This is a genomic window from Neoluteolibacter marinus, from assembly GCF_014904755.1.
Classification (GTDB): domain Bacteria; phylum Verrucomicrobiota; class Verrucomicrobiia; order Verrucomicrobiales; family Akkermansiaceae; genus Haloferula; species Haloferula marina.
Genome location: NZ_JACZFQ010000085.1, coordinates 17,577 through 42,588, shown reverse-complemented (window position 1 = coordinate 42,588; position 25,012 = coordinate 17,577). Strand labels below are relative to the sequence as shown.

The window sequence follows — 25,012 nt, the reverse complement described above, 5'->3', positions numbered from 1 at the left end:
CCGCACGGCGGTTTTCAGATCGACTCGAAGCGCCCGGCCTCGCGGTTCTTGCGGACCGTTCCAGCGGGGAAAACGGTGCCATTCATCGCCAGGAAAACGCCGGGCGGCAGCGACTGCACCGCTCCGAGCGCGAGGCCGAGGTTGAAGATCGCGTCGGTGACCCGGAAGCGGGCGGGGGCGAGGGCGCCGGTGAGGACGATCGTCTTGCCGGGAATCCCCGTCAGCGCGTCCGCCGTCTCGCTCATGGTGTCGGTGCCATGGGTGACCAGGATCCGCGTCTCGGCGGCTTCCTCGCAGGCGCGGCGGATCGCGGCGCGGTCGGCGGCATCGATCTCCAGGCTGTCCTTGCGCAACAGCGGCAGCAAGCGCCACTCGAGCGTGACCCCCGACTCGCGGAAGACATGGGGGACGGTCGGCTCGCCGACTTCGTACTCGGACGATGCGTCGAAGTAGACCTTGTCGATGGTCCCGCCGGTGGTGAGGACGAGCAGCATGGATCAGGGCTTGGCCTTGAAATACGAGCGCTGCTTGTCGGAGACCGGCAGACCGAGTTTTTCCATCACCTCCAGCATATCCTCCCAGACCCGCCGCTTGTCCTGGTTGCCGGAGTTGCTGTGGAGGAGGTAGGCCGGATGATAGGTCACCCGCACCGGGATGCCCGCGAACTCGTGCCAGCTGCCGCGCATCGCCGACACCGAGCCGGTCAGGCCGAGCAGGCCTTCCGCGGCGGTGCCGCCGAGGGCGACGATGCAGCGCGGTTTGACGATCTCCACCTCGGCGCGGACGAAGGACAGGCAGGCCGCCATTTCCTCCGCGGTCGGCTTGCGGTTGTTGGTCGTCTGGCCCGGCATGCCGGGGCGGAATTTGACGATGTTGGAAATGTAGGCCTTCTCGCGGGCGAGCCCCATCGCCTTGAGGATCTCGTTCAGCTTCTGGCCGGCCGGCCCGACGAACGGCTCGCGCTGGCGCTCCTCCTGGTAGCCGGGCGCCTCGCCGACCAGCATCAGGTCGGCCTCGGGATCGCCGGTGGAAAAAACCATCGTCTCGCGCAGGGTGCCGAGCTTGCGTGCCGGTGCCCAGGTTTCGGCCTGGGCGGCGAGGGCGGCGATCTTTTCCGCCGCGCCGCCGGCCGCGGGAGCGACCACCGCAGGAGCCGCCACCACCGGCGCGGGCTCCGGGGGGGCTTCGGAAACCACCGCGGCGGCTACCGGTTCCTCCGGCCGCGGCGCGGGACCGGGCTTGCCGCGGGCCCGCCGGTGGAGTTCCCGCAGGATCTCCTTGGCCTCGTCGTCGAGGTGGACGTGGGTGACCCCGCGCGCTTCCTCCCCGCGGAGGAAATCAATCAAGGCATCGACCGGTCGGCTCACGGGCGGACGCTAGGCAAGCCGGCGGGACGGCGCAATGCCGGTTTGCCCGGGAAGCTGCCGATTCCGATCCGCCGCGAGTGTTATACTTGCCGCGGCCCCGGCCTTTGACCCAAGGTGCCACCGCGAATCAAGCCACCTCCATCCCATGTTCCGACGCATTTCAAATCTCATCAAAGGATTCTTCGGCCTCTTCATCGGCGGCATCGAAAGGAAGAATCCGGAAGCCCTGCTCGAGGTGGAGAAGGAAAACCTTCGCAAGCAGATCAGCGAATTCAACCAAGGCCTCGCCGCCCACGCCGGGCTGGTCGAGCGGCTGATGGGACAGGTGAAGAAGCTCAACGCCCAGGAAAACGAACTGAAGGCCAAGACCAAGGCCTTGCTGCAAGCCGGCCAGCGCGAGGCCGCCGCGGAGATGGCCCTGCGCTACAAGAGCACCGACCAGCAGCACGACGAACTCGCCGCCCAATTGGAGCAGGCCGATGCCCGCTACAAGGAACTGGTCCGCGCCCGCGACGTCGCCATCAAGGCCGCCCGCGACAAGATCGAGACCTTGCGCCGCGGTATCGACGACATGAAGGTCCAGAAAGCGATGGCGGAACTCAACGAAATGGCCGCCGGCATGATCGGCAGCCTGGGTGGCTCCGGCGACACGCTGAACCGCCTCGAGGAAATGGTCGAGGACGAGCGCAGCAAGGCCGCCGGACGCGCCCGCGTCGCCCGCGACAGCGTCGATCTCAGCGGCACCGCGATCAAGGAGGCCGAACAGAAGGCCCTCGCCGACATGGCGCTTGCCGACTTCGCCGCCGAGGAAGGCATCGAACTGCAGCCGAAGGAAGGCACGGCGGCCGCCGAGACCCCGCCCGCCCAGGGCACCATGGGTCCGATCAGCGAGTGACCGCACCGCCGGTGCCGCCGGACATCCCGCCATGGACCCCGAACTTCCATCCCGCTACCACGCTCCCGGCTCGTACTCCGCCCACAACCTGTGGCGGAAGCTTTCCCGCTACGCGCTGGTCGCCGGGCGCAAGACGGTACTCACCGCGCTGACGCTCTACCATTGCCTGCGCGACGCCGACACCCCGACCTGGGCGAAGGGCGTGATCGTCGGCGCGCTCGGCTACCTCATCCTGCCGGCGGACCTGGTGCCGGACATCATTCCCGGTGCTGGCTACGGCGACGACTGGGCGGCCCTGGTGGCGGCCCTCGGCACGGTCGCCGCCTACGTGAAGGACGTCCACAAGCTCAAGGCTTCGGTGCAGACCGAGAAGATTTTTGGCCTGAAGGGCCACTGAACGGCGGCGTTCCGGAGATTCGCGGGAACACCCCGCCCCCTCGCGACACTTGTTTCCGAGAGGACATGCCTGATCTCAAGGAATTCACCCGCGTCATCAGCGACCATCACTCGAGCTTGCGGTACTTCATCCAGGGTCTCGGGGTGAACGCGTCGTGGGTGGACGACGTGGCCCAGGACACCTTCCTGGTGGCCTACCGCAAGTGGGACGAGTTCGACGCCGTGGAAAACCCGGGGGCCTGGCTGCGGACGATCGCCCGCAACCTGATCCTGAACGAGACCGCGAAGCTGAACCGCCGCCAGCGGCTGCTCGATGAAAACCTCACCACGCTGCTGCTCGAGGCGGAGACCAACGAACCGGCGGCCGGGGAGATCACCGACCTCTCGCAACGCCGCGATGCGCTCCGCCAGTGCCTCGGCAAGTTGTCGTCACGGGCCCGCGGGGTAATCGAATCACGCTATTACAAGGATCGCAACTCGTCGGAGATCGCCCTCGAGATGGCCATGAAACCGGCCGCGGTGCGGAAAATGCTTTTTCATGCACGCCAATCGCTCGCGAGTTGCCTAAAGGAACGTTACGTCGACGCAGGAGCATGACCGGAGACATTCCAGACGAATTCATCGACCTGATCGTTGGACTCGAGGAAGGCAACCTCGACGAGGCCGGCCGGTCCCGTCTTGTCGAGATGATCCGCGAGCAGCCCGAGCTGCGGGCGGCAGTCACCGAGCACTTCGCCGTTTCGCGGGCCCTCTCCGAGTTCGATCGCCCGGACGCAAATTTCGCCGGCAGGACCGCGGCCCACATCGCCAAGGTTGCCGCCGAAGGTGAGTTCGGCTTCGCCGGCAAGGTCACCCGCCGGATCATCCGCCGCCGCATCGTCAAGGGACTGGCGGCCGCGGCCGTGGTTGCCCTCGCCCTCTTGCCCTTCTTGCGCGATCCTGCGCCGGAGCTCGGGCCGAAGGTCGCTGAGCTGACCCGCAAGGCCGCCGACGGCAGCTACCTCGACCCGGTGGCGGTGCACGCCGGCGAGGTGCTGGAGGCAAGCAGCGGTCTCGTTCGACTCAACTTCGAGAACGGTGCGGTGGTCGCGATCGGCGCCCCGGCGAAGTTCACGGTGGTCTCCCCGATGGAAATCACCCTCGAGTCCGGCCGTATGAACGGTTGGTGCCCGGAGGCGGCCCACGGCTTCACCGTACGCACCGCCTCCGCCACCCTCACCGACCGCGGCACCTCGTTCGGCATCACGGCCACCGAGGACGGGCATTCGGAGTTCATGGTCCTCGACGGCCTGGTCGAAGTCCAGAAGGGCCGTGAAATGATCAACCTGGCGGAGGGCGCGGCGATCAAGTCCGGCGTCTCCGACCGCCTGAAAGTCGTCGCCTTCGACCCCTCGGAGTTCAAATCCACCTGGCCGCTGTCGCTCGGCATCCTCTCGGTCCGCGGCGCGGTCATCGCCGCCGACCCCGATGTTTCCGAAAACCTGCTCAAACAGGAAGACGACGACCACGTGTTGGTCATTCCCGAAGTCCGCGAGCGGGCCTTCACCCGGCCGCTCCGTGCCGAAATCATCGCCCCCGGCACCCTGCCCGGCGACATCGACGGCAAGGTGCATGTCCTCAAGCCGGACCCGACCAAGCGCCTGAGCAGCTTCGTGATGCGCTACAATCCGGTCGGCAGCTTCCTCGAGGACCGCTTCCTCCGCTTCGAGGGCGAGGTCACCTTCGACCGCAAGGTGCTGGCGATCGCGTGCCAGGGCCCGCAGCTCGCCCACGGCGATGCCGCCTTCTCGACCACCGGCAAATGGCCGGGCATCTACCGCGGCATCGAGCTGGAGCAAAAGCTCAACCCGCCCGACCAGGTCACCTTGTCCGAAGACCGCCGGACGGTGAAGGTCGTCTTCTACGCGGGCCAGTCCACGGACGACATCCGGGTCATCCTCGAGGACAACTGAGCGGGATCGGGCACGGCGCTTTTTTCGCGCGGGCGGGGAACACCCGGGGAGCGGACGACACCGCTCCGTTGAAGCCTGCGCGTTCTCCATTTCCAGGAGACGCCCCGGAAACCCACCCATGAAACCCATCCGATCCCTCCTGTTCGCGCTGCCGCTGATCCCGGCGGCCGCCACCGCCTCCGTGTCCGTCCTGTTCTCGGACGACTTCAACCGGAGCGCCGACCGCAACATCGACGCCGATCTCACCGGCATCGTCAACAACACCGGCAGCGCCATGGCGATCGACGGTGTCTACACCCACGCCCACGTCGACCCGGCGAACATTCCCGGTCCGCAGGATGGCAACGCGACCAACGGCGGCGGCGCCCAGGTCACCGGAACGACCCTCCAGCTGGCGGTCGGAGCCGGAACCTCGAACGCCGTGGTGAACCACAACTTCACCAACGCCTCGATCCTCGCCAACGGCAACTTCTCGGTCGCCTTCGACATCACCGGCGTGAACCAGAGCACCTACGAACAAGGCGGAGGGTTCGCGCTCGGCATGTCGTACGCCGAGGCGATGGCCTCGAAGGACGCCTGGAACGCGGGAACCATCGAGAACCCGACCGGCGTCTTCGCCCCGAGCATGACCGGCGCCTTCAACGGCGGCGCCAGCATCGGCAATCCGGTGCCCGGCCCCGCCGGCGGGATCAGCTCCGACTTCTGGGTCGCGTTGCGCGGCAACGGCACGCTCGTCTGGGGTGGCAGCAGCGGCAACGTCATGGGTGTCACCGGGCTGGCCAAGACCGGCTCGGTCTCCGTGAGCTTCTCGCTGGCCGATTTCAACGCGGGCAGCACCGTGAACTACGAGGTCTTCTACAATTCGATCTCGCAAGGCAGCGGATCGTTCCTGTGGAGCGGCACCAACGAGAACTTCATCGGCCTCGACGCCCGCGACAACACCGCGGTGGGTTTCGACAACCTCAGCGTCACCACGATCCCCGAGCCCTCCGTCGCCGCGCTGGCGGTGCTCGGTTTCGCCGGCCTGTTCCGGCGGCGCCGGTAGCCCGGTCCAACGGCTTTTCCGCGCGGAACGCCGGCGCATCCCCCTGATGTTATGGGTATCATCGGCGGATGCGACCGGCGCAGCGGATGCCGTGAAAAAAGCGCGTGCCCGCGATGGCTGCGCCCGGCTTTCCACGTAGAGTGCCGGCATGAAGTGGTTGCTGGCCATCCTGCCCCTGAACCTCGCCGTCGCCGCGGAAAACCCGCTGGCGGTGGAACTGATCTCGGAAGCAAAGTCGATCGAAGCCGGGAAGACCTTCACCCTCGGCCTCCATCTCACCCATCCGGAAGGGTACCACACCTACTGGAAGCACCCGGGAGCCGTCGGGGTCGCCACCTCCGTGAAGTGGGAACTCCCGCCGGGATTCGTGGCCGGTGAAATCCAGTGGCCCGCCCCGGAGGCCGTCAAGATGGCCCGCTACACCGCGCAGGGCTACCACGATGAGACCCTGCTGATGATTCCGGTCACCCCGCCGGCAAACCTGAAGGAGGCCCCCGTCACGCTGACCGCGAAGGTCTCCTGGATGTGCTGCGGCAAGCAATGCAACCCCGCCAGCGACGTGCCGTTCGCGATCACGCTCCCGGTCACCGCGACGACGGAAAGAGATTCCGCGACACGGCCGGTCTTCGAAAAGTATCGGCACCAGGTCCCGCAACCCGATCCCGCCTGGTCGGCGGCCTTCGATCGCCGCGGGAAAACCTTCGTCCTCACCCTGAAACCCGCCGATCCGGCGGTCACCCGCGACGTCGGGGAACTCGGGGAGCTCCGCTTCTTCACCGCCGACGGCCAGATCGACTCGGACACCCCCCAAACCGTGACCCGGGGCCCGGGACAGGTGATCCGCATCGAGCTTCCGGTTTCGGAGAACGAGCAGACGGGTGACTCACCCGCCGGCGTCGTGGTGGCAACCGGCGGCTGGCGGAAGTCCGGCGGGCCGCAAGGGCTGGAATTGCGGTAAGGACCGCCACGGAGGGAGCACCGCCCTGGCGGGCCCCCTCCGGCCGTCGCTTTCCTACTTCACGATCAGTTTGCCCTGCATCACCGCCCAGTGACCGGGGAAGGTGCAGACGAACTCATACTCGCCGGGCTTTTCCGGGGCGGTCATGCGCAAGGTTTCCTTCTCGCCGGCCTCGAGCAGCTTGGTCGCCGCCAGCACCCGTGAATCGCTCTCGGGCACGTAGGCGCGACCCAGCTTGTCGAGCTTGTCGGGTGCCTGTGTCTGCACCGCTTCCGATACTGCACGCAGGGTGCCCGGCTGGACGAAGACCAGGTTGTGCGGCATCAGGTCGGGATTCTCGAAGATCACCTCGAACGGCTTGCCGGCCTCGACCTCGATCTCCTTGAGATCGTAGCGGAGTTGCTCGCGCACCGCCTTGATCACGAACACGTTCACCTTCAGGTCGGCCAGGACCTTGCGGGCGGCCGCCGCGCGCTCCGCGGGCAACAGCGATGCCAGCTGGTTGGCAACCTGCACGACCTCGCTGAAGTCCTGCGTGGTGCGGCCGTCCACCGGCACGGCGCGCGCCCACTTGACCAGCGCGGCCGCGGTCGGGTCGGCGAGATCCTTCGACCAGGCGTCCTGCGGCAGTTGCGAGATCGCCTTGGCCGCATCGGCCACCTGCTGGTTGCGCTGGATCAGGCCCGCCAGGCCGGCGAACAGCTTCTGCGGATCCGTCTTCATCGAGACCAGCGCGCGGATCGCCGCGGCGCGGATGCCGCCGGCCGGGTCGTGCGGGACCTCGATCGTGGTCGACAAGCGCGGCGCGGGGATGCTCTCCTGCTTGAACAGCTCGTGGCGGCTGGCGTCGAGTACCGTGATCGTGAACCCGTCGAGCCGGTCCTCGAAGCCCTGGCGATTCCAGACCGCGACGCGTTCAACGGTGGCACCGGACTTGAGGTCCACTTCCCACCACGGGTTGTCGCTGTTCTCGCGGGTATGGGTCTGGGTGCCGGAGTTGTAGTCCGGATTGGTGTTGCCATCGATCGCCCGCTCCGGCGTGCCACCGGAGGCGACGCTCGACTGGCTGGCCTTGCCGCCCCGGGCGACGTTCTCGCCGCCGGCGAATACTTCCACCTCGGCGAGGGTCAAGGTGCCCTTCCGGGGCAACTCGATGCGGACGTAGCGGACCTCACCGCCCTTGTCGGCGGCCGCTTCGATGCCCGGCGGCAGGGCCGAAAGCAGGCCGAGGACTTGATCGAAGGCGGAGGACCGCAAGGCGAGGTCGGCCACCCGCGGCAGGGCCTCGAGCAAGCTCACCAGCGAACCGGGCGCTTTCACCGCGTCCTTCCAGACGGCATCGACACCGCCGTCCGCCAGAATCATTGCGGCGAGGGCGCTCTGACCGACGACGCCGGATTGGCTCGCCGCGGCCAGCTTGCCGAGTTCCGCGCGGACGCCCTTGAGATCGGCCGGGGGTTGCTGAAGCAGCAGCTGGGAAAGGTCGCGCGAGGCCTCGCCATTCTTCCCCGCGACCGAGGTCAGGGTGGCCAGCAAGGTGGCGAGCGGCTTCTCGTTCTTCAGTCCGGCCAGGTCGGTGAGCGCCTGTTGCCGCTGGGCGACCGGCACGTCGGGACGGGTCAGCATCGCGGTCAGGGTGACCGGCGACTTCGGCAGCTTCGCGAGGTCGCCGCTGCTGACCGAGCCGAGCACGTACTCGATGCCCGCCGGGTTGTCGGCCGCCAACGGTTTGCCTTCGGAGATCGCCGGCTTCCACCACGGTTCCAGCTGGCGCATCGTTTCCTTGAGGCAGTAGTCGAGGTAGTAGTCGGTCGGCTGCTTCAGCGCGACCAGCGCGACGTCCGCTGCTTCCCATTGGCGGAAGAAGCTGGCGACGCGCACGGCTTCCAGGCGCACCCGCGGGGCCTCGTCGGCGGCGGCGACCTTCAGCAGCGCCAGCGCGTCCGGCACGCGGTCGCGCCAGTAGCCCATCACCCGCACGGCCTGGGCGCGGGCCCGCGGCTCCGGGGATTTCAGGATCCGTCCGAGCAGATCGAGGTCGACGGTGTCGTGCCACTGGTGGACCCACAGCGCCTCGAGGAGGTGGTGCTCGAAGTCGGGATCCTTCTCATCCAGTTGCTTCGTCCAGTCGTTGACGCCGCGGATCACTTCCTTCGAATCGCGCTTGCCGAGCTCCATCTTCGCCCGCATGCGGACGTCGTTTTCCGGCTCCTTGAGCAGCTCGAGCAACGCGGCCACCGGCTCGCCGTCGATCTTCTTCGGTTCAAGCAGCGGCCGGCCCTCGTAGGTGATCCGGTAGATCCGCCCGTGCTGGTGGTCGCGGTTCGGGTCGCGCAGGTGGTGCTGGAGGTGACCGATCAGCATCTGCGACCAGTCCATGAAATAGAGCGATCCGTCCGGGGCCACGGTGATCCCCGAAGGCCGGAAGTTCGGGTTCTTGGCAATGTCGGTCTCGATCAGGTTCGGCAGGGTCTCGCCCTTGATCCCGGATCCCTCCTCGGTGAGCTTGGCGCGAAAGATGCCCTGGACGCTGATCACGTTGGTGTTGAGGAACATCCCCTGCCAGTCGTCGGGGAAATGCCGGCTGGTCAAGATGGCGGTGCCGGGGCACGGGCGGGACGGACGGTTCCAGAATTGCTTCATCCCCGGATGAGCGCCCTTGTCGAGATGGCCGCTGAAGGCCGGCCCGAAGTAGTTGGCATTGCCGGTGGCGTCGGTGATCAGGTCATTGCCCCAGTAGTCGAAGACCCGGCCGTGCGGGTTGGCGAAACCGTACGGCACGTGGCGCATAAACTTGCCGGTGTTCGGCTCGTAGCGGTAGATCGCACCGTCGACGTTGCGCACCGGGCCGTCAAAAGTCTCGACGTTCGAGCGGTGGAAGATGCCGTCGCTGAGATAAACCGCGCCGCCGGGTTCGAGGCACATCGAGTTGGTCTCGTGGTGCGAGTCCGCGGCGTCGAGCCCGTGCAGCACCCGCTCCTTCCAGTCGGCCTTGCCGTCGCCGTCGGTGTCGCGGACGAACCACAGGTCGGGCGACTCCATCACCAGCACGCCGTCCTTGTAGAACTGGAAGCCGGTCGGGCAGTTCAAGCCGTCGAGGAAGGTGGTGACCTTGGCCGCCTTGCCGGTCTTCGGGTCGAGGTCGATCACCAGCAGCTTGTCGAAGTTGGTCGTGGTCGGGGAAGTTTCCGGGTAGTTCGGCCAGGCGGCGATCCAGAGCCGGCCCTTGGTGTCGAAGTTCATCTGCACCGGGTTGACCAGATCGGGGAAGGTTTCCTCGGACGCGACGAGTTCCACCTTGCAGCCCGGTGCCAGCTTGAGGTGCTGGATGGCGTCCTCACCGGACAAATAAGGCACTTCCTGGTCGCGGTTCGGCGGGACCAGGTTGACCTTCGGCAGGTTGTCGTCCTTGACCACCAGGTCGCCGCCCTTTGCCACTGCCCACACCTTGCGGTCGCGGTTGGCGGTCTTGACGTCTCGCTGCGCCATCTCCTCGCCGAGGGTCGAGGCATTGGTCACGCCCTCGTAGGCGATGCGCGAGCGGTTGCCGTAAATGTTGTACTGGTCGACCGTGCGGTAGCGGTGGTGCCACTGGGTGTTCTTGTCGATCACCGCCTCGCGGATCTTGCCGACGATCGGCTCGTCGAGCGAGGGCGGCTCACTGCCGAAGAGCGCGCGGTACTGCACCGGTGCCAGCTCGCGGTAGCCTTCCTCGGTCAGGTGGATGCCGTTGATCGTGAGCGGGGATCCCGCCTTGGCGTAGAGTTCCCGGGACGGCGTGAACAGATCGACGAAGGGCACGCCCTTGGCCTTCGCCACCTCGGCCATCGCCTGCGTGTAGAGGCCGAGGTTGGCGTTGTTCGCCTTGCCATCGGAAAACGACGGGTTCTTCAGGTCCTCCTGGGCGATCGGGGAAAAGAGCACGAGGCGCGGCGCCGATTCGCCGTTGTATTTCGCCGCGAGCTGCGCATCGAGGTAGCTGCCGAGCTCCCGCTTGAAGGCCTCCAGGCCCTCAGGCCCGTTGAACGACTCGTTGAAACCCCAGTAGGCAAAGATCACGTCCGCGCCGAAGTCGGTGCCGGCCTTGTAGATCACCTCCGGATTGCCGGGCTTCGTCGAGTCGCCCTTCTTCATGGAAAGGAACCACTCGGTGGTCGGAACGTCCGCCGACCGCGGGTGGACATTCACCTCGTCGGCCGCGAAGCCGAGGTTGCGGACGGTCAGGTCGAGATCCGGATGGGCACGATGGATCAAGGCCTCGAGCCAGGCGAAGTGCTGCTGGCGATCCGCCAGGCCGCTGCCGACGATGGCGACGTGGTCCCCTTTCTTCAACGCCACCAACGGCTCCCCGGCGGACAGACAGGGAGTCAGGCAGACAACGGCGAGGCCCATGCGAGCGAAGCGTGGCAAGATCATCTTTTTCAAATATCAAACAGGTTTCACTAAAATCACGAAATCCCAAGAAAAACGACATTTCCGGTCAATTCCGGGCAGAGTTGTGCCCGATACGGGGAGCGGGGCAAGCGATCTTTCGCGAGAATCGAGATCGGTTCCGCTGAATTTTCGCTGAAGGAATCCGTCAGGTGGGTGGTATTCTCCGCCCGTCAGCCGCTCACGCCATGATCCGTTTCGCCCTTCTCCTTTCCCTGACCTCGGTGCTTCATGCCGGGGTCAGCATCGACATCGACGCCTTCGGCAGCAGCCTCGGCGGCTGGAAGGTGAAGGGCCGCAGCGCCTGTGACTACGAGCTGTCGGGCGCCGGCTACCGCACCTACAAGCCGGAGATCACACCCACCCCCGATGGCGGGATTTTCACCTCGATCCGCATCGACCACCGCCGCGGGTGGCTCGCCAGCGACGATCACGCCGTGCTCGAGGTGACCATCGACAAGAACGGCTCGGTGGTGTCCGCGCAATCGAACCTCGCGCTCCAGGGCCGGACGATTTCCAGCGACCTGATCCGTTCCACCGGCAGCGTCGGCGGCGCGGTCCCGGGCGTCGGGGCGGCGGTGAAAGTCGGCACCGACCTGACCGCGGACCTTTCCGCGAAGCTGCTGCGGGAAAAGATCGTGGAGCCCGGACGGGTGAGTTTCCCGGCCACCGTGCGCCACAATTACAATCTGCTCTTCCAGGCGATCCGCACCCGGGCCGACCTCGCGCCCGAGCGGCCCGAGGACAAGAAGGAAGAAGCACCCGTCCAGGGTCCGGTCCAGCCGGCCACCGGCGCCGCCAAGCTCGACGTGAAGCCGGTGGGCGAGGCCCGGGAGATCAAGAAAGCCGCGCCCGCCGCGGCACCTGCCGACAAAAAAACGGACGGGTGACTCGCACCCGTCCGTCGCTTGATTCCGTTCCCGCCGTCAGGGTTTGAGACGGAAGAACCGCCTGGGCGAGGCCGCGGTGTCGATCACCAGCGGTGACTTGCCGCTGAGGTCGGTCCACGGCGGCAGCAGGGTGTCGGAGTACTGCATCGTCCCGAACGGCCACTCCAGGGTGATCAGGCTCGGCTTGCCGCCGCTGATCTCGAAGGAGTCGATTTCCCACCCCTGCGGCGACAGGTTGCCGGAGGTGTTGTTGTCGGAGGCCGAGATGAAGCGCACCTGGACCGTGTCACCCACCGCGCCGGTGGCGACCGTGCAGATGCTGGTGATGAAGGCCGGGTGCCCCGCCGAGTTGCCGACGAAGGCCTCGCCGTTTTGCAGCGAGTGGCCCACCGCGCCGAGGCTGCCGTTGTAGCCGTTCTGGCTGAACGCTCCCGAGGCGACCCGGGTGAACTCGCCACCATTGAAGCTCACATCCACCGCGCCGCCGTCGTAGTCGATTTCGAAACTGTGGCGATGGCCGAAGGTCAGCGTCACCGGTCCGGCCTGGGTCAGCGTATAGACCGGGCTGATCAGGTACGAGGTGTTGTCGGCTCCGAACCCGGAGGCCTGGCCGTTGCTGCGCCAGGAGCCGGTGGTGTAGGTCCAGTCGGTTTCAGGCGTGACCGGTGCGCTCACCGAGAAGCCGCCGCCATTCGTGTTGAAGTCCTCGCTGCCGGAGGAAACCGCCGCGGCCACCGTCGGCTGCGCGGAGATTCCTTCCTGGGCGAGCACCAGCGACGAACTGGAAACCACCAGCAACGAATAGCCCGGCGGTGTCCCGGATGCGGCCGGCAAGGGCCCCGAAAGGGTGCCGGTGCAGCTCATGATCTCGTAATACGGCTCGGTGGCACCGCCGCTGAGGACGCTGAAGTCGATCTGGGCGGTGGCGGCGAGGGTGATGTCCCCGTTCACCTCGATCCGGTCCGAGACGGCCCCGTCGATCTCGCAGGCGTAAGTGCCCGAGAGCGTGGTGGAGCCCGCCCCGAAGGTGCCGGCGGAGGCACCGGGAGCAATCGTCCCGTCCACCCCGATCTCCAGCGCGCCGGCGATCGAACCGTCGGCCAGCAGGGTGCCCCCGTTGATCTGGGTGGTGCCGGCGTAGGAGTGGTTGATCCCGCCCGTGAGCTGCAGGGTTCCGGTCCCGGTCTTGGTCAGGAAGGCGGTCGCACCACCGGCGTCACCGCTCTCGATCTCGGCGCTGACGATCAGGTCGGGACCGGCCGCGACATTGTCGATCGCGAAGGTGTGGACCACCCCGTTCGACAGGGCCAGGCCGCTGTTGCCGAGCGTGGCGCCGGTGCCGGCGACGATCGACGATGCCCCGGAGCCGGTCACGGTGACGTTGCCGTTGAGCTGGAAGCTCTCGCCGTTGTAGACGCCGCCGCTGCCGGAGTAGCTGAAGTCGACAACGCTCGACGACAGCGTGAGGTGGCGGATGTGGGCATGGCTGGTGCCGCCCGCGCCGGTCGCCACGCTGCCCCCGGTCACCACGCTAAGGGTCGCCCCGGTCAGGGTCGGATCGACGCTGTTCGCGCCGGTGGGCAAGGCGTTCACACCGCGGATCTCCATGGTGGCGCCGGGATTGACCGTCACCGCCTTGTTGACCGGGAGCCGGTTGCCCTCCTGGCTGCCGTCGAAGGCCACCGTGCCCGAGTTGATGGTCACCGTCCCGCCGATCTGGTTGGGACCGGCGATCACCACCGTGCCGTCCCGGTCGAACCATTCGTTGCCCGCACCGCTGATGTTCGCCGTCGAGGAAAGGTCCCCGCTGCCAACGAAGGAGATTTGCCCGCTGCCGACGGTGGTCGTGCACTCGAAGGTGCTGCCGCCGGCCTGGTTGATCTCGAAATTCCCTCCGCCCACGGTAACCTTGGTCAGGGGCAACAACTCGCCGGTGATGCCGTCGCCGACCCGGAAGGTCCCTTCGTTCACCTCGATCTCGAAGGCGTCGATGGCGTAATTGGCGAATTCCGCGGTGCCGCTGCCGGTCTTGACCAGGTTCCCGCCGAAGACTTCCAGCAGGTAGTCGCCGGTGAAGGAATAGTCCTCGGTGGTGTTGTCGATGACCACGCTGACCGGATTGAGGTCGGATTGCAGGTCGACGTCGGTGCTGGTGGCGCTGTCGTCGAAGTAGACGGCGTAGTCGTCGGAATAAGTCGACGCGGTGGCACCGGTGAAGGTTTCCCAGTTCTGGGTCGTGCCCAGATCCCAGAACGCCGGGTTCGTCCCGTCGCTGCCGGTCCAGCGGAGCGTCGGCGTGACGTAAACCTCGACCTCATCGCTCAGCACCGGGCTGCCGAAGCCGTTGGAAACCTCCACGGTGTAGATGAAGGGGTCGAACGGCGGGTCGTTCGCCTCGGCGGTGACCACCAGCTCCTGCGAGGTCGCCCCCGGGATGTCCACGCCGTTGATCTTCCACTGGTAGGTGAACGGCGGGGTGCCGGTCGGGTCGATGGACAGCGTGTAGCTTTGTCCTTCGGCGATCTCACCCTCCACCGAGACGGCGGGGAAAGTGTCGACCAGACCGGGCGGAACATTGCCGAGCGCGGCATCGTAGAGCTGCTGGATGCGGCCCGCCGACACGGCGCGGTCGAGCATCGCGACCTCGTCGATTTCCCCGCGGAAGTAGTCGCCGGTGGCATTGAAGATCCCGCCCCCGCCGATGTTGAAGTTGAAGGCGCTGGAGCCGTAGACGCTGACCGTGCCATTCGCCGACTTCACCTCCTGGCCGTTGAGATACAGCTTCGCGCCCGAGGCGTTCGCGGTGTAGGCGATGAAGCCCCACTCGTTCTCGGCGAAGGGGTAGGGCGCATCGGTGCTGACGCCGCCGACCGTCGAGTTCCAGGCCTCGATCTGGGTGCCGCCGCCGGCATCGCCGAACTCGAGCACGTCGTTCTGGCCGAAATAGCCGCCGCGGGTGGAGACCGTCGCGCCGCGTTTGACCCAGCCCATCACGGTGTACTCGTTGCGGCTGTTGAGCAGCCCGAGGCCGGTCCCGACGTAGCCGCTGGCGGTGGCCAGGGCGAGCGACGAGTTGCCGGCGCTGAAGCCGTTGAAGCCGGACCCCGGGGCCGGGCCGGTCGCGGCGTTCTTGGAACCGGCGTAGTAGGAACCGTCGGCCCCGTCGCCGAGGCTGCCGGCATTGTCAGCCACCGGCGGGGTCCGCGGGACCCAGTTGTTGTTGAGCCGCCAGTAGCCCGCGGGCGAGTCGGCCAAAATCAATGAGTCATAGGACGGCGACGGCGTCGGGTTGATGCCGTTGTTGTAGTGCGCCAGCACCTGGGTGTCCGAGAGGACGGTGTCGGCGTAGTACGCCGCCTCGTCGACGTCACCGGTCCAGCCGAAGGCATTGTCGGAGCGCGACCCCAGGGTGAAGCCCGAGACCGAGTTCGCGTCGAAGGTCCGCGAGTTGGTGCCACCGGGAGTGATCACCGGACTGGTGGCCTTGAGCACGCCGTTGACGTAGATCTTGCCGATCGCCGCGGCGTGATCCCAGGTCACCACCACGTGATGCCAGGCACCGGCCGTGACGCCGGCCCCGGAATTGATGCTGACCGCCGTGGCGGCCCCGTTCTTGTTGTAGGTGCGGAAATTGAACCCGGTGCCGGCATCTCCCTGATAAATCAGCCAACCTTCGCGTCCGAAGGTGTCGGTGTTTTCCCGCCACGAGGAAATCGGGCTGGCCAGCGCGCCGGCTGCCGGGATCGCGTCCGGTTTCAGCCAGACCTCCGCGCTGAACGAGCCCTGGAAGTTCAAGCCTGCGGTGTAGGGCACCGTGAAACCGTTGCCGGCGGTGTGTCCCGCCACGTCGGAGCTGCCGGTCAGGGCACCCGCTACCTGGCGGACGAAGGTGGCGCTGAGCTGGCCGTCGGCGGCGGCCCCCAGGCTCCCCAGGTTGACCTCGGGGGTCGACAGGTCATCGGTCACCACCCCGTCGTCGAAACGGTAGTAAGCCAGCGGGTTTTCGCTGAGCACTTCGGTGGCATAGTCCGCCCGGACGATGCCCGGCAGGACGGAGGTCAGGAGCATGGTGAGCGATGCCCACGGGGCTCCCGACGCCCGTTGGATCGTTGGTTTGTATGGCTTCATGGTTGTTTTTTTTGTCGCCGCGGCGGGTGAATCCGCGGATTCGCTGAGAACGTCACGGGGGAATCCGACCCGCCGCCGGCCCTTGACCGCGAACGGGTTGAAACGAAAAAACCACCTCGACTTTTCTCATCGATAGCCGAGTAACAAAGATCAGTTTTCGCGTCAATAAATGCTTTCGATGGAGCATTTCAGCACGAACCGCCAATCCACACCTCCCCCCACCCGGAAAAACCGGCTCTCCACTGCGAAAAATACGCGTCCTCGGTTGTTTTTTATCGCCCGGTTTCCTGCGGAAAAAATCCACCCGATTCGACCCTCTCCCAAGCATTTCGGGTGCCACCGGCGCCCCGGTCGGGGGGCCCCGGATCAGCCCCTGAGGTCCGCCAGCGCCAAGCGCAATTCCGCCACCAGGACCTGCAAGCGGGACACCAGTTCGGGGGCCTCGGCGGTGGGGTCAAAGCGCAGCCGCTGATGCAGTTCCAGCGCCTCTTGAAGCGTCTCGGGCCGCTCGATCCGCGGTTCCAGCTGCCTCAGCCACGGCACCACCGGCGTCCCCTGCGGACGCTCGCCCAGAATCCGGCCTGCCGGTTTTTCCAGTGACGACAACGGCGTGGCCGACACCCCGGCCAGACCGCGGCTCCGCGCCCTGGCGGGGTCCAGGCGGCTGCGCGACCGCCACAGGTTGCGGCCGATGAAGCCCAGCCCGGCGAGCATCGGGAGGAGAAGCACCACCACCACCATCGTCATGTGGCCGGGCTGGTCGCGCCACACCAGGAAGTCCTCGCGGTGCCGCTGGAACCAGTCGCTCAAGGCCTGGTAGCGCGACGGCCGGGTCTCAAGCTCGGTCCACGATTGCGGCGTGAGATCGATGTCCATCCAGCTGCCGGACGCGGCATCCCAGCCGCGGGTCCAGGCGTGGGCGTGGGTGCCGCGGATCGTCGCCTCGCCGAGATCCCGGTCGAACTCGACCACCGCGAAGCCGGTGACGTAGCGGGTCGGGATCCCCGCCTCGCGCAGCAGCAAGGTGGTTGCGGTGGCAAAGAACTCGCAGTGCCCGGCCTTGGTCTCGTTGAGAAACTTGCCAAGCAAGGTGACGCCCGACCGCGGGTCGTGCCCGCGCGGCACCGCGTTGTAGCGGGTGTAGCGGAAGTCGCGGGCGAAATAGGCCTGCAGCCGGTGGACTTTCTCCTTCAGGCCGCCCTCGCGCAGCCCGAGTTCGTCCACCAGGCGCTTCATCAGGGCGGCCTCCGCCTTGGGCATCTGCAGCTCGGAAAGCGCGGGCGGGGCGGTGCCTTCGGGAATCCCGGCCATGGCGGCTTCCTCCGGGCTCAGCTCGGTGGCAAAGCCCGCGTTCCACAGCACCTCGGCGTCGGCCACCGGCTGCGACGGCTTCAGGCGGAAAGTACCGAAAGAATTGCGCTCGAATTCCTCGTACGGGAACCGGTGCAAACTCACCGCGTTCGCCGGCAGCGGGAACAAGGCCGCGTCGGGCGTCGCCCCGCGCAACCGGAAGTGATGATGCCCGGGGTCCGCCACCACCTTGGGGTCCGGCAGGTTCGGCGGCAGGACGATGAAATCGTCCTCCGGGTCGTCCGGGTTCGCCGGATTGACGATCTGCGCCGGCGACTGGAACACCTCCTCGCGGGTTGCCGACGCCTCGCGCCGCGGCACCCCCCACCAGGTGGCGGCCGACGCGTATTCGCTGTACGATGCCACCCGTAGCAGGCGCGGCAAGGGTCCGTCCTCGCGGATCAGCCGCCACTTGATCTCCGGCGACTGCTTGAGCGCCCCGAGGTTGCCGATCGAGGTCTGCATCTCGCGCCGGTAATCCAGCCGCGAATTCAGGCTGCTTCCGAAGCGGCCCTCGGTGAGGTAGCGGTACAAGGCGCTCAGCCCCTGCTGCCCGGCCAAGCCGCCGGCCGCCGACAGGACCAGCGCGACCAGGCTGGCCACCCCCAGCTGGCGCCAGCCGCGCCCGGCAACCGTGGCGAAGGCCCAGCCGACCAGGATCACCATCACCGGATAAAAGTAGATCGTCCCCGCATAGAGCCCCAGGCAAGACGCCAGCAGGATCGCGCAGAAATAGACGTAGCCGAAGCTGAAGCGCACCTCCTGGAAGGGCAGGCCGAACTTCAAGGCGTGCTCCTTGCGCCGCCGGATCAGCATGGAGAAGGTGCCGAGCCCCATCGAGCCGGACTTGCCGTAGGACTGCACGAACTGCAGCGGCAGCAAGATCACCGGCAGCCAGGTGAAGACCAGCCCCATCGCGTTGAGGCGCGCGCCTTGCAAGAGCACCAGCACCATCGCGATCAGCAGCAACAGGACCGACAGCCGCCACGCCAGCAACGACGCCTTGTCGGCGAAATCCCAGCGGATCCGCGTCCAGTGGGCGCCCTCGATCAGGACCGCGCATCCCAGCGCCACCAGGGCACGGTCGGTCATCCCGCCCCAGAACAGGAGCGAGGCGCCGAGCAGCATGCGGGGCGGGCCGGTCATTCGGAAAAGACTGAAGGAAATGGTGTCAGGGGCGCCGGTGGCTGGCCCCGGCCAAGGGGAACCCTAGCCGCTCCTGCTTTCGAAGGCATCCGGAACTTCATGGTCACAGTCGTCGCGGGAGTTTCATCAGGTCGCCCGCCAGCTCGGAACTGCGGATGAAGTGGGTGCGCGGGACCGCCCCCGGGCTTTCGCGGCAGATCACCAGCGCGGCGGTCTCGATCCCCGCCCGCTGCAAGCGCTGCAACAGCTTGGCCCGGCTCGGCGACCAGCTGGCGAAGACGCACAGGCAGCCGGCCAGGTCCTCGGCGTGCCGCATCACCAGCTTCGCCAGCGAATCGTAATCCTCGTGCTCCGCGCTCTCCACCCCCGCCAGCACCTCGAGCAGCGTCTCCGCCCGCGCGATCCCCTGCCCGGCGGTGACCACCCGCTCGTGGCCGGCGATGAACATCAGGTCGATCAGCGACTCGCTGGCATCCACCGCGACGATGAACGACGCCGCGACCGACACCGCGTCCTCGAACAGATCGTCGTCCCCGGCGGCCGGGAAAGTGTCGAGGATCAGCCCGTGGCGCGGGAAAAAGGTGTCCTCCAGCTCCTTCACCACCGGCTTGCCGGTGCGGGCCCAGGTCGGCCAGTGGATCAGCCGCAGCGGGTCGCCCGGCTCGTAGTCGCGCAGGCCGGTGAACTCGCCGGTCGAACCGGAGTGGCGCGCGGTCGCCTCGCCGCCGGGCTGGAAGCGGGCGCTGCCCGGCAGCTCGAAGCGCGGCAGCGGGTAGCGCCGCGGCAGCACCGCCAGCATCGCCGGCGGCGCCGGCACCTTCACGCAGCGGCGGAAGATGCCCAGCGAATCCGGCAGCAGCACCCGCAGGTCGTTCATCCGGATCAGGCCGCGGCGCCGCGGTGTCAGGGTCAGCGCCACGGACCCGCCCGGCCCCGGCTTCAGGCGGTCGACCGGCGCGCTCTTGCCGCCCTCGAACAGCAGGCGGGTCTCGCACAGCCAGTTCCACCGGTACCACGCCAGCGAGCGGTCGAAGATGTTCCGCTGCTCCTCGCCCGGCTCCCGGCTGTCGAGGAACTGCTGCAGGCCCGGCCGCGGGTCGGGCGGGGTTTCCATCAACTGGAAGCGCCGCAGCGGCTTCTTGCGGCGGTTGTGCAGCGTGACGTGATAGGTCAAGCGCTGCCCCGCGGTGGCATGGGCGGGCACGTCGCGCACCGCCTCCAGCTTCACCCGCCGGAACGGCAGCGAAAACAGCGCCACCCCGACCAGCGAGCAGGCCAGGGAAAAGACCTGGAACACCGCCTGGTCGGCATTCCCCATCGCGGCCCCGGCCGTGATCACGATCACGATCATCAGGCCGATCGCCGGCGGTCCCAGGCGCCGCTTCAGGTAGTGGTTCATCCCCATCCCGTGGCGGTAGAACCGGTACGCCAGGTCGCGGGTCAGGAAACGCCACACCTTCCCCGTCGTCCGGGCGGGGGATGGGGTCGGCGGGGCACTGGGCATCTCCCCGGAAGTTTCGCCGCGCCCGCCCGTCCGCCAAGCGGAAAGCCTCCGCCACGTTTGTTCTTCCCCTCGTCCGCGGTCATGGGGGATGAACAAGCGCGTGCCCCGTCGCCCCGATCCCGCGCCGCACCCGTCCGACTTCCGCTCCCGGCAGGTCGAGGCGTCCCGCGTGTTCTTCTTCGACGAGCCCGCCGGCACCGATTTCGAGATCAAGGGCGGCGGCTTCGAGCGCTGCCGGCCGGACTACCGGATCGACCGCCCGGACTTCCCGTGGTTCCTGCTGGAATACGTCCACGGCGGCCGCGGCACGGTCTCGCTCAACGGCGTCGAGACGCCGCTGAAGTCGGGCGTGTTCTTCCTCTACGGCCCGGGCATCGAGCACCACATCGCCAGCGATCCCGAAAAGCCGCTGCTCAAGTACTTCGCCGGCTTCGCGGGTCCGGCCGCGGCGGCCTTCCTGGAACACCACGACTTCCAGCCCGGCATCATTTCCCACTGCCTGAAGTCCGAGCCGATCCGCCGCGCCTTCGACACCTTGATCGAGCGCGGCTCGCGGAATTCCAAGTACTCGCGCCCGCTCTGCGTGGCCATCATCCAGCAGCTCATCCTGATGTGCCGCGAGGACGCCGTCAGCGCCGGCAGCACCGACACCCGCGCTTTCGCCACCTTCAGCCGCGTCCGCGAGTGCATCGAGGAACGCTTCCACGAGCTCGGCTCGCTCGATGCCGTCGCCGCCGCCTGCGACCTGGACGCACCCTACCTGTGCCGCCTCTTCGCCCGCTTCCACGACGAGAGCCCTTACCAGTTCCTCACCCGGCTGAAGATGCAGCACGCCGCCTCGCTGCTGCTGGAGGAAGGAATGTCGGTGAAGGAGGCCGCCCGCGCCAGCGGCTTCCCCGACCCCTTCCATTTCTCCCGCGTCTTCAAGTCCGTCCACCGCGTCCCGCCCTCGCGGTTCCGCGAGGCGATGCACGCGAAGAAGACGCGGTGAGACAGCGACGACGTGACGCTCAACCCGCCGGGGTGACGGTGAAGCAAAACGAGGCTCCGCCCGCCGGGCCGGGCTCGACCCACAGCCGGTGGCCGTGGCGCTGGGCGATCTGCGCGCAGAAAGCCAGCCCGATCCCCGACCCGCCGGTGCCGCTCTGGCCGCTACGATAAAAGTAGTCGAAGATCCGCTGCTGGTCCGACGCGTCGATGCCGCGCCCGTTGTCCTGCACGTAGACCACCGTGCCGATCTGGTCGCGGACCTCGGAGCCGATCCGGATTTCCAGCGGCTGGGCGCCGACCCGGGCATGCACAAGGGCATTGCGGACCAGGTTCGACATCAGATGGAAAAGCTGGGTCTTGAGCCCGCGGACCCTCGGCAGGGTCTCGATCTGGATGGCGGTCCCCTCGACCCGGCCGCCGACCGTCAACTGGTCGACCACCTGCGACGCGAGTTCCGCGAACTCGATGTCCTCGGCGTCCGAAATGCTGTCCGCGCGGGCAAAATCGAGCATCTCGCCGATGAACTTCGAAAGGCCGGAAAGCGAGTCGACGCCCAGGTCGACGATTTGGGCGAGGCCGCCGTCGAGCTGCGGGCCACGCTCACCCCGGACCAGCGCAAGCGCCATCGTCGCAGCCTGCAGCTGGTTCTTCACCTCGTGCGCCATGATCCCGGCGAAGCGCCGCAACTCATGGTTGGAGCGCTCGAGCACCAGGTTCCGCTTGCGCACCAGCTCGACGATCCCGGAACGGATCTCGGTGGTCAGCGCTACCACCCCGTGGCCCCAAGGCAGCGACTGGTGACGGACCGTCTCCTGCCACGCGGCAAAGCTGAGGCGCGGTGCCAGGCGGCCCTGGTCGTCGCGCGACTTCGCGCCCGCCGGATCGCCCGCCCAGGTGACGGTTTGCAACGCCTCGTCGCGGAAGATCATCAGCCAGGCGCTCTCCCCCAGGTTGATCGCCACCACCCCGGCGGCCTTTGGCAAATCCGCGGCAAGCGCGGGGAAATCCTGTACCGTGTGATGGCTCAGGAAAAGCCCCTCCTCCTGCCACGACGACAGCTGGCCGAGCGCCTGCACCAGCACCTGGTCGCGAGGGACCGACCCGCGGGCCAGCACCTCACGGTCGGAAACCACGGCCGCCCCGTCGGCGGAGAAAAGCTCGATGAAATCCGGCAGCGCTTCGGCGAAGCTCCCCTCGAGGTCCGCATAGTCCTTGAATCCGGTCAGCAAGCGCAAGGCGGTGCGACGCGCCGCGGCGGCTTGCTGGTCCTCCAGGCTGCGCTGTTTCACCCCGAGCTGGGCCGACATCACCGTGGCATAGAGACACGCGGTGGCACGGATCCCGTAGCTGACGAAGCGCGGCGTGCGGTGATGGCAGGCGATCAGCCCCCACAGCTCGCCGTCGATCACCAGCGAAAGCGTCAGGGAAGCTCCGACCTCCATGTTGCGCAGGTACTGCAGGTGGATCGGCGACATGCTCCGGAGCACCGCGCGGCTCATGTCGAGGACCTTGCCCGTCCGCGGCCGGGCGGCCGGCACCATCACGGCCGGCTCGGCATCGACGTCCTGCAACAGGCGGACCTGCGTCTTGAGATAAAGCGCCCGCGCCTGCGGCGGGATGTCGGAGGCGGGATAGTGGAGGCCCAGGAAGGACTCCATCCCCTCGGCCGCCGATTCCGCGATGACCTCGCCGTGGAAGTCCGGCGCGAATCGGTACACCATCACCCGGTCGAAGCCGGTGAATCCCCGGACTTTCTCCGCCATCAGCTGGGAAATCCCGGCGATATCCCTGATGCCCGAAATCTTGCCCAGCGAGCGCTGGATCAACTGCAGGTAGTTGTCCAGTCCGTCGGTCGGACTCCCGTCATCCTGCCCGGCCGGGCACCGCTCCAGTTCGAGGATCGTCGCCGAGTCGTCGAGCAGGTGGGCGATCCCGTCGAAGACGATGCGACCTGCGGGGGTCATCACCGGCACGCGGAAAGGATTCACGTAGGTCGAAGCGGCTTCCCGGATCAGCTTCGCCACGCCGTCCCGTGCCGCCGGATCCACCCTCTCCAAAAACGAGACACCAAGTAATTCCGACGGTTCAATGCCGAGGATTCCCGCCGCGTTCGCACTCACCTGCTCGACGCGGAACCCTCCCGGTTCCAGCACCAGCAGGATCCCGTGCGGCTGTACCGATCCCGGGATGTGGATCGGCTCGTTCGCGCACTCGTCGAGATCAATGGGGTCGCTCATGAATAAGTTGGGGTTTGGAGGTCCGTCGCGCCGCCGCCGAACGCCGCGATGAAATGTCCGAAGCTCCGCCGCGCGGAGTCTTCCGCCGCCTCGTGGAAACCGGCCGGCGGATCCATCAACTCGAGCCAGGCAAGGAACTCCCGCCAGCTCGAGGCCGTGCGCTCGCCGAAGCCGCGGAAAAAGGCCGACTCGGCCTCCGCCACCGGCCCGGTGTTCGACTCCAGCAGGCCGAGCAACTGGCGGCCGCCGTGCACGCTGCCCTCCAGCACGTAGAGGCAGCCCACCGTGGTGCCGGGCGCCGCGGCACCTGCGGAGGTCCGCGCGGGCATCCGGTCGATCCGCCGGCCCAGCGCGGCCAGGTCCGACTCCAGCGCACGATAGCGGCCCTGCCTCATTTCCAGGTCGGGAAGACCCAGCTCCGCCGCCTGGTGCCAGTCCACCTCCGGCCAGCAACCGGCAAGCCCGCGGTGAAACCGCTCGAGGTAGCCGGCGTAGCCGCGGCGTGACCGGACCGCCTCCTCCGCCCACGGCGAAGCGTCGAGCTGCCGGTGAAGTTCACCGGTTGCGGATCTGAGGCGGGATATGAAACTCATGCAACGTCCATCTAACAAAATACCCGTGCCTTGACGGCGGTATGGTACCGGCAAAGGAGCTAGCCTCGGAACTCGCGCCTTGCAACCCACTCGTTCCAAAGCCCCCCATTGGTTTTCCCGAACACGCTGACAGGGACGTTTGCTTTTTGCATTGCCGCGCCGTTTCAATCGAATCTGTCTTGGCGTGCGGTGAACTACAACCATCTCCACTACTTCCACGTGATCGCCCAGGAGGGCACCCTCTCTCGCGCCTCCAAGCGGCTCCATGTCAGCCAGCCGACCCTGAGCGGGCAGCTCAAGCTGTTGGAGGACTACCTGGAAACGAAGCTCTTCGACCGCACCGGTGGCGCGCTCCGGCTCAATGCCAATGGTCGGCGCGCGCTCGAGATCACCCAGGAAATGTTCCGCCTGGGCGAACGGCTCGAGGAGATGTTTCCCGGCCACCGCCCGCCGGCCAAGGTGCGGTTGGAAATCGGGATCGCCACCACCGTCGGCCGATCGTTCGCCGTCACCCGCTTCGTCGAGTTGTTCAAGAGCCGCCGCGTGATGACCCGGGTCCGCCAGGGCGACCACGAGTTCCTTTTCCACGAGCTGCTCGGCAACGGCCTCGACCTGCTCATCACCGACAGCCTGCCGGAGCGCCGCAACGACCGCGGCACCGAATGCCGCAAGCTCACCTCGCCCGAGTTTGTCGCCGTCGCCGCCAGCGACTTCGCCGGGAAGCTCGAGGACCCGACGGTCGGCGGCCTCCACCACCAGCCGTTCATCCACTACACTTCTCATAGTTCCTACCGCTTCGAGATCGACCAGCACTTCCGCGACCAGCGGATCGAGCCGCGAATCGTGGCCGAGGCCGACGACGTCTACGTGATCCGCGACGCGGTCGCCGCCGGCATCGGCGCCGGCATCATCCCCCGTGCGATCCTCGACGAGTCGCCGCAGCGGGACGGAATCCGGATCCTCGGCAGCATGGCCCGCAAGTTCGACATCTTCGCGCTCTACAACTGCCAGGATCCCTCCGAGGAGATCATCGCCGCGCTCGACATCCTGGCCGATCCGGCCACCAAGGATCCCGTCGCTTGAAGCGGGCGCACCCGCGCCCCGCCGGGACGGCGGCAGTCCCTTTCATC

Annotated in this window: 17 protein-coding genes; 9 read left to right on the top strand and 8 right to left on the bottom strand. The window is 67.2% G+C overall.

Annotation, left to right across the window (positions count from 1 at the left end; genetic code table 11):
- Positions 1 to 14: 14 nt before the first annotated feature.
- Positions 15 to 494, bottom strand: a complete 480-nt coding sequence (locus tag IG178_RS16155) for an asparaginase domain-containing protein (protein WP_193213606.1) — start codon at positions 492 to 494, stop codon at positions 15 to 17.
- Positions 495 to 497: 3 nt separating this feature from the next.
- Entirely contained in the window at positions 498 to 1,367 is an 870-nt protein-coding gene (locus IG178_RS25960; protein WP_193213605.1) for a uracil-DNA glycosylase family protein, read from the bottom strand.
- Positions 1,368 to 1,512: 145 nt separating this feature from the next.
- On the opposite strand from IG178_RS25960, the gene IG178_RS16145 reads away from it, so the two are divergent.
- The 6 genes from IG178_RS16145 to IG178_RS16120 all read left to right on the top strand — a co-directional run bounded on the left by IG178_RS16145 (position 1,513) and on the right by IG178_RS16120 (position 6,613).
- Entirely contained in the window at positions 1,513 to 2,262 is a 750-nt protein-coding gene (locus tag IG178_RS16145; RefSeq protein ID WP_193213604.1) for a PspA/IM30 family protein, read from the top strand.
- A gap of 31 nt (positions 2,263 to 2,293) precedes the next feature.
- Positions 2,294 to 2,659 carry a YkvA family protein gene (locus tag IG178_RS16140; protein ID WP_193213603.1) on the top strand — a complete coding sequence of 122 codons (366 nt, stop codon included), beginning with the start codon at positions 2,294 to 2,296 and terminating at the stop codon, positions 2,657 to 2,659.
- A 65-nt stretch (positions 2,660 to 2,724) separates the two neighbouring features.
- Positions 2,725 to 3,255 (top strand): sigma-70 family RNA polymerase sigma factor, encoded by a 531-nt coding sequence (locus IG178_RS16135; RefSeq protein ID WP_193213602.1) that lies wholly within the window; start codon positions 2,725 to 2,727, stop codon positions 3,253 to 3,255.
- Positions 3,252 to 4,610, top strand: a complete 1,359-nt coding sequence (locus IG178_RS16130; protein ID WP_193213601.1) for a FecR domain-containing protein — start codon at positions 3,252 to 3,254, stop codon at positions 4,608 to 4,610. The genes IG178_RS16135 and IG178_RS16130 overlap by 4 nt, the downstream gene beginning before the upstream one ends.
- Positions 4,611 to 4,728: 118 nt before the next feature.
- Positions 4,729 to 5,655: a PEP-CTERM sorting domain-containing protein gene (locus IG178_RS16125; protein WP_193213600.1), complete on the top strand. Its 927-nt coding sequence runs from the start codon at positions 4,729 to 4,731 to the stop codon at positions 5,653 to 5,655.
- Positions 5,656 to 5,803: 148 nt separating this feature from the next.
- A complete protein-coding gene (locus IG178_RS16120; protein WP_193213599.1) occupies positions 5,804 to 6,613 on the top strand; it encodes a protein-disulfide reductase DsbD domain-containing protein in 810 nt (269 codons plus the stop codon).
- Positions 6,614 to 6,667: 54 nt separating this feature from the next.
- Here the strand turns inward: IG178_RS16120 and IG178_RS16115 are convergent, their stop codons facing one another.
- Positions 6,668 to 11,005, bottom strand: coding sequence for a DUF7133 domain-containing protein (locus tag IG178_RS16115; RefSeq protein WP_193213598.1), 4,338 nt, complete (start codon positions 11,003 to 11,005; stop codon positions 6,668 to 6,670).
- Between the two features lie 227 nt (positions 11,006 to 11,232).
- On the opposite strand from IG178_RS16115, the gene IG178_RS16110 reads away from it, so the two are divergent.
- Positions 11,233 to 11,934: a hypothetical protein gene (locus tag IG178_RS16110; RefSeq protein ID WP_193213597.1), complete on the top strand. Its 702-nt coding sequence runs from the start codon at positions 11,233 to 11,235 to the stop codon at positions 11,932 to 11,934.
- Positions 11,935 to 11,970: 36 nt separating this feature from the next.
- Here IG178_RS16110 and IG178_RS16105 read toward each other — a convergent pair whose 3' ends face one another.
- The 3 genes from IG178_RS16105 to IG178_RS26040 form a co-directional block, all read right to left on the bottom strand.
- Positions 11,971 to 16,062, bottom strand: coding sequence for a LamG-like jellyroll fold domain-containing protein (locus IG178_RS16105; RefSeq protein ID WP_193213596.1), 4,092 nt, complete (start codon positions 16,060 to 16,062; stop codon positions 11,971 to 11,973).
- A 366-nt stretch (positions 16,063 to 16,428) separates the two neighbouring features.
- Complete coding sequence (locus IG178_RS16100) at positions 16,429 to 18,558, bottom strand: transglutaminase-like domain-containing protein (RefSeq protein ID WP_193213595.1); 2,130 nt, start codon at positions 18,556 to 18,558, stop codon at positions 16,429 to 16,431.
- A gap of 103 nt (positions 18,559 to 18,661) precedes the next feature.
- Positions 18,662 to 20,062, bottom strand: coding sequence for a DUF58 domain-containing protein (locus IG178_RS26040; RefSeq protein ID WP_193213594.1), 1,401 nt, complete (start codon positions 20,060 to 20,062; stop codon positions 18,662 to 18,664).
- A gap of 100 nt (positions 20,063 to 20,162) precedes the next feature.
- Between IG178_RS26040 and IG178_RS16090 the strand changes: the two genes are divergently transcribed.
- The gene (locus tag IG178_RS16090; protein ID WP_193213593.1) at positions 20,163 to 21,053 is read left to right on the top strand and encodes a helix-turn-helix domain-containing protein; all 891 of its coding nucleotides are present in this window, start codon (positions 20,163 to 20,165) and stop codon (positions 21,051 to 21,053) included.
- Between the two features lie 19 nt (positions 21,054 to 21,072).
- On the opposite strand, the gene IG178_RS16085 is transcribed toward IG178_RS16090, so the two are convergent.
- Both IG178_RS16085 and IG178_RS16080 read right to left on the bottom strand, forming a co-directional pair.
- A complete protein-coding gene (locus tag IG178_RS16085; protein WP_193213592.1) occupies positions 21,073 to 23,289 on the bottom strand; it encodes an ATP-binding protein in 2,217 nt (738 codons plus the stop codon).
- Positions 23,286 to 23,882, bottom strand: coding sequence for a biliverdin-producing heme oxygenase (locus IG178_RS16080; RefSeq protein ID WP_193213591.1), 597 nt, complete (start codon positions 23,880 to 23,882; stop codon positions 23,286 to 23,288). Before IG178_RS16080 ends, IG178_RS16085 begins: the two co-directional genes overlap by 4 nt.
- A 189-nt stretch (positions 23,883 to 24,071) precedes the next feature.
- On the opposite strand from IG178_RS16080, the gene IG178_RS16075 reads away from it, so the two are divergent.
- Positions 24,072 to 24,965, top strand: a complete 894-nt coding sequence (locus IG178_RS16075) for a LysR substrate-binding domain-containing protein (RefSeq protein WP_193213590.1) — start codon at positions 24,072 to 24,074, stop codon at positions 24,963 to 24,965.
- Positions 24,966 to 25,012 lie beyond the last annotated feature (47 nt).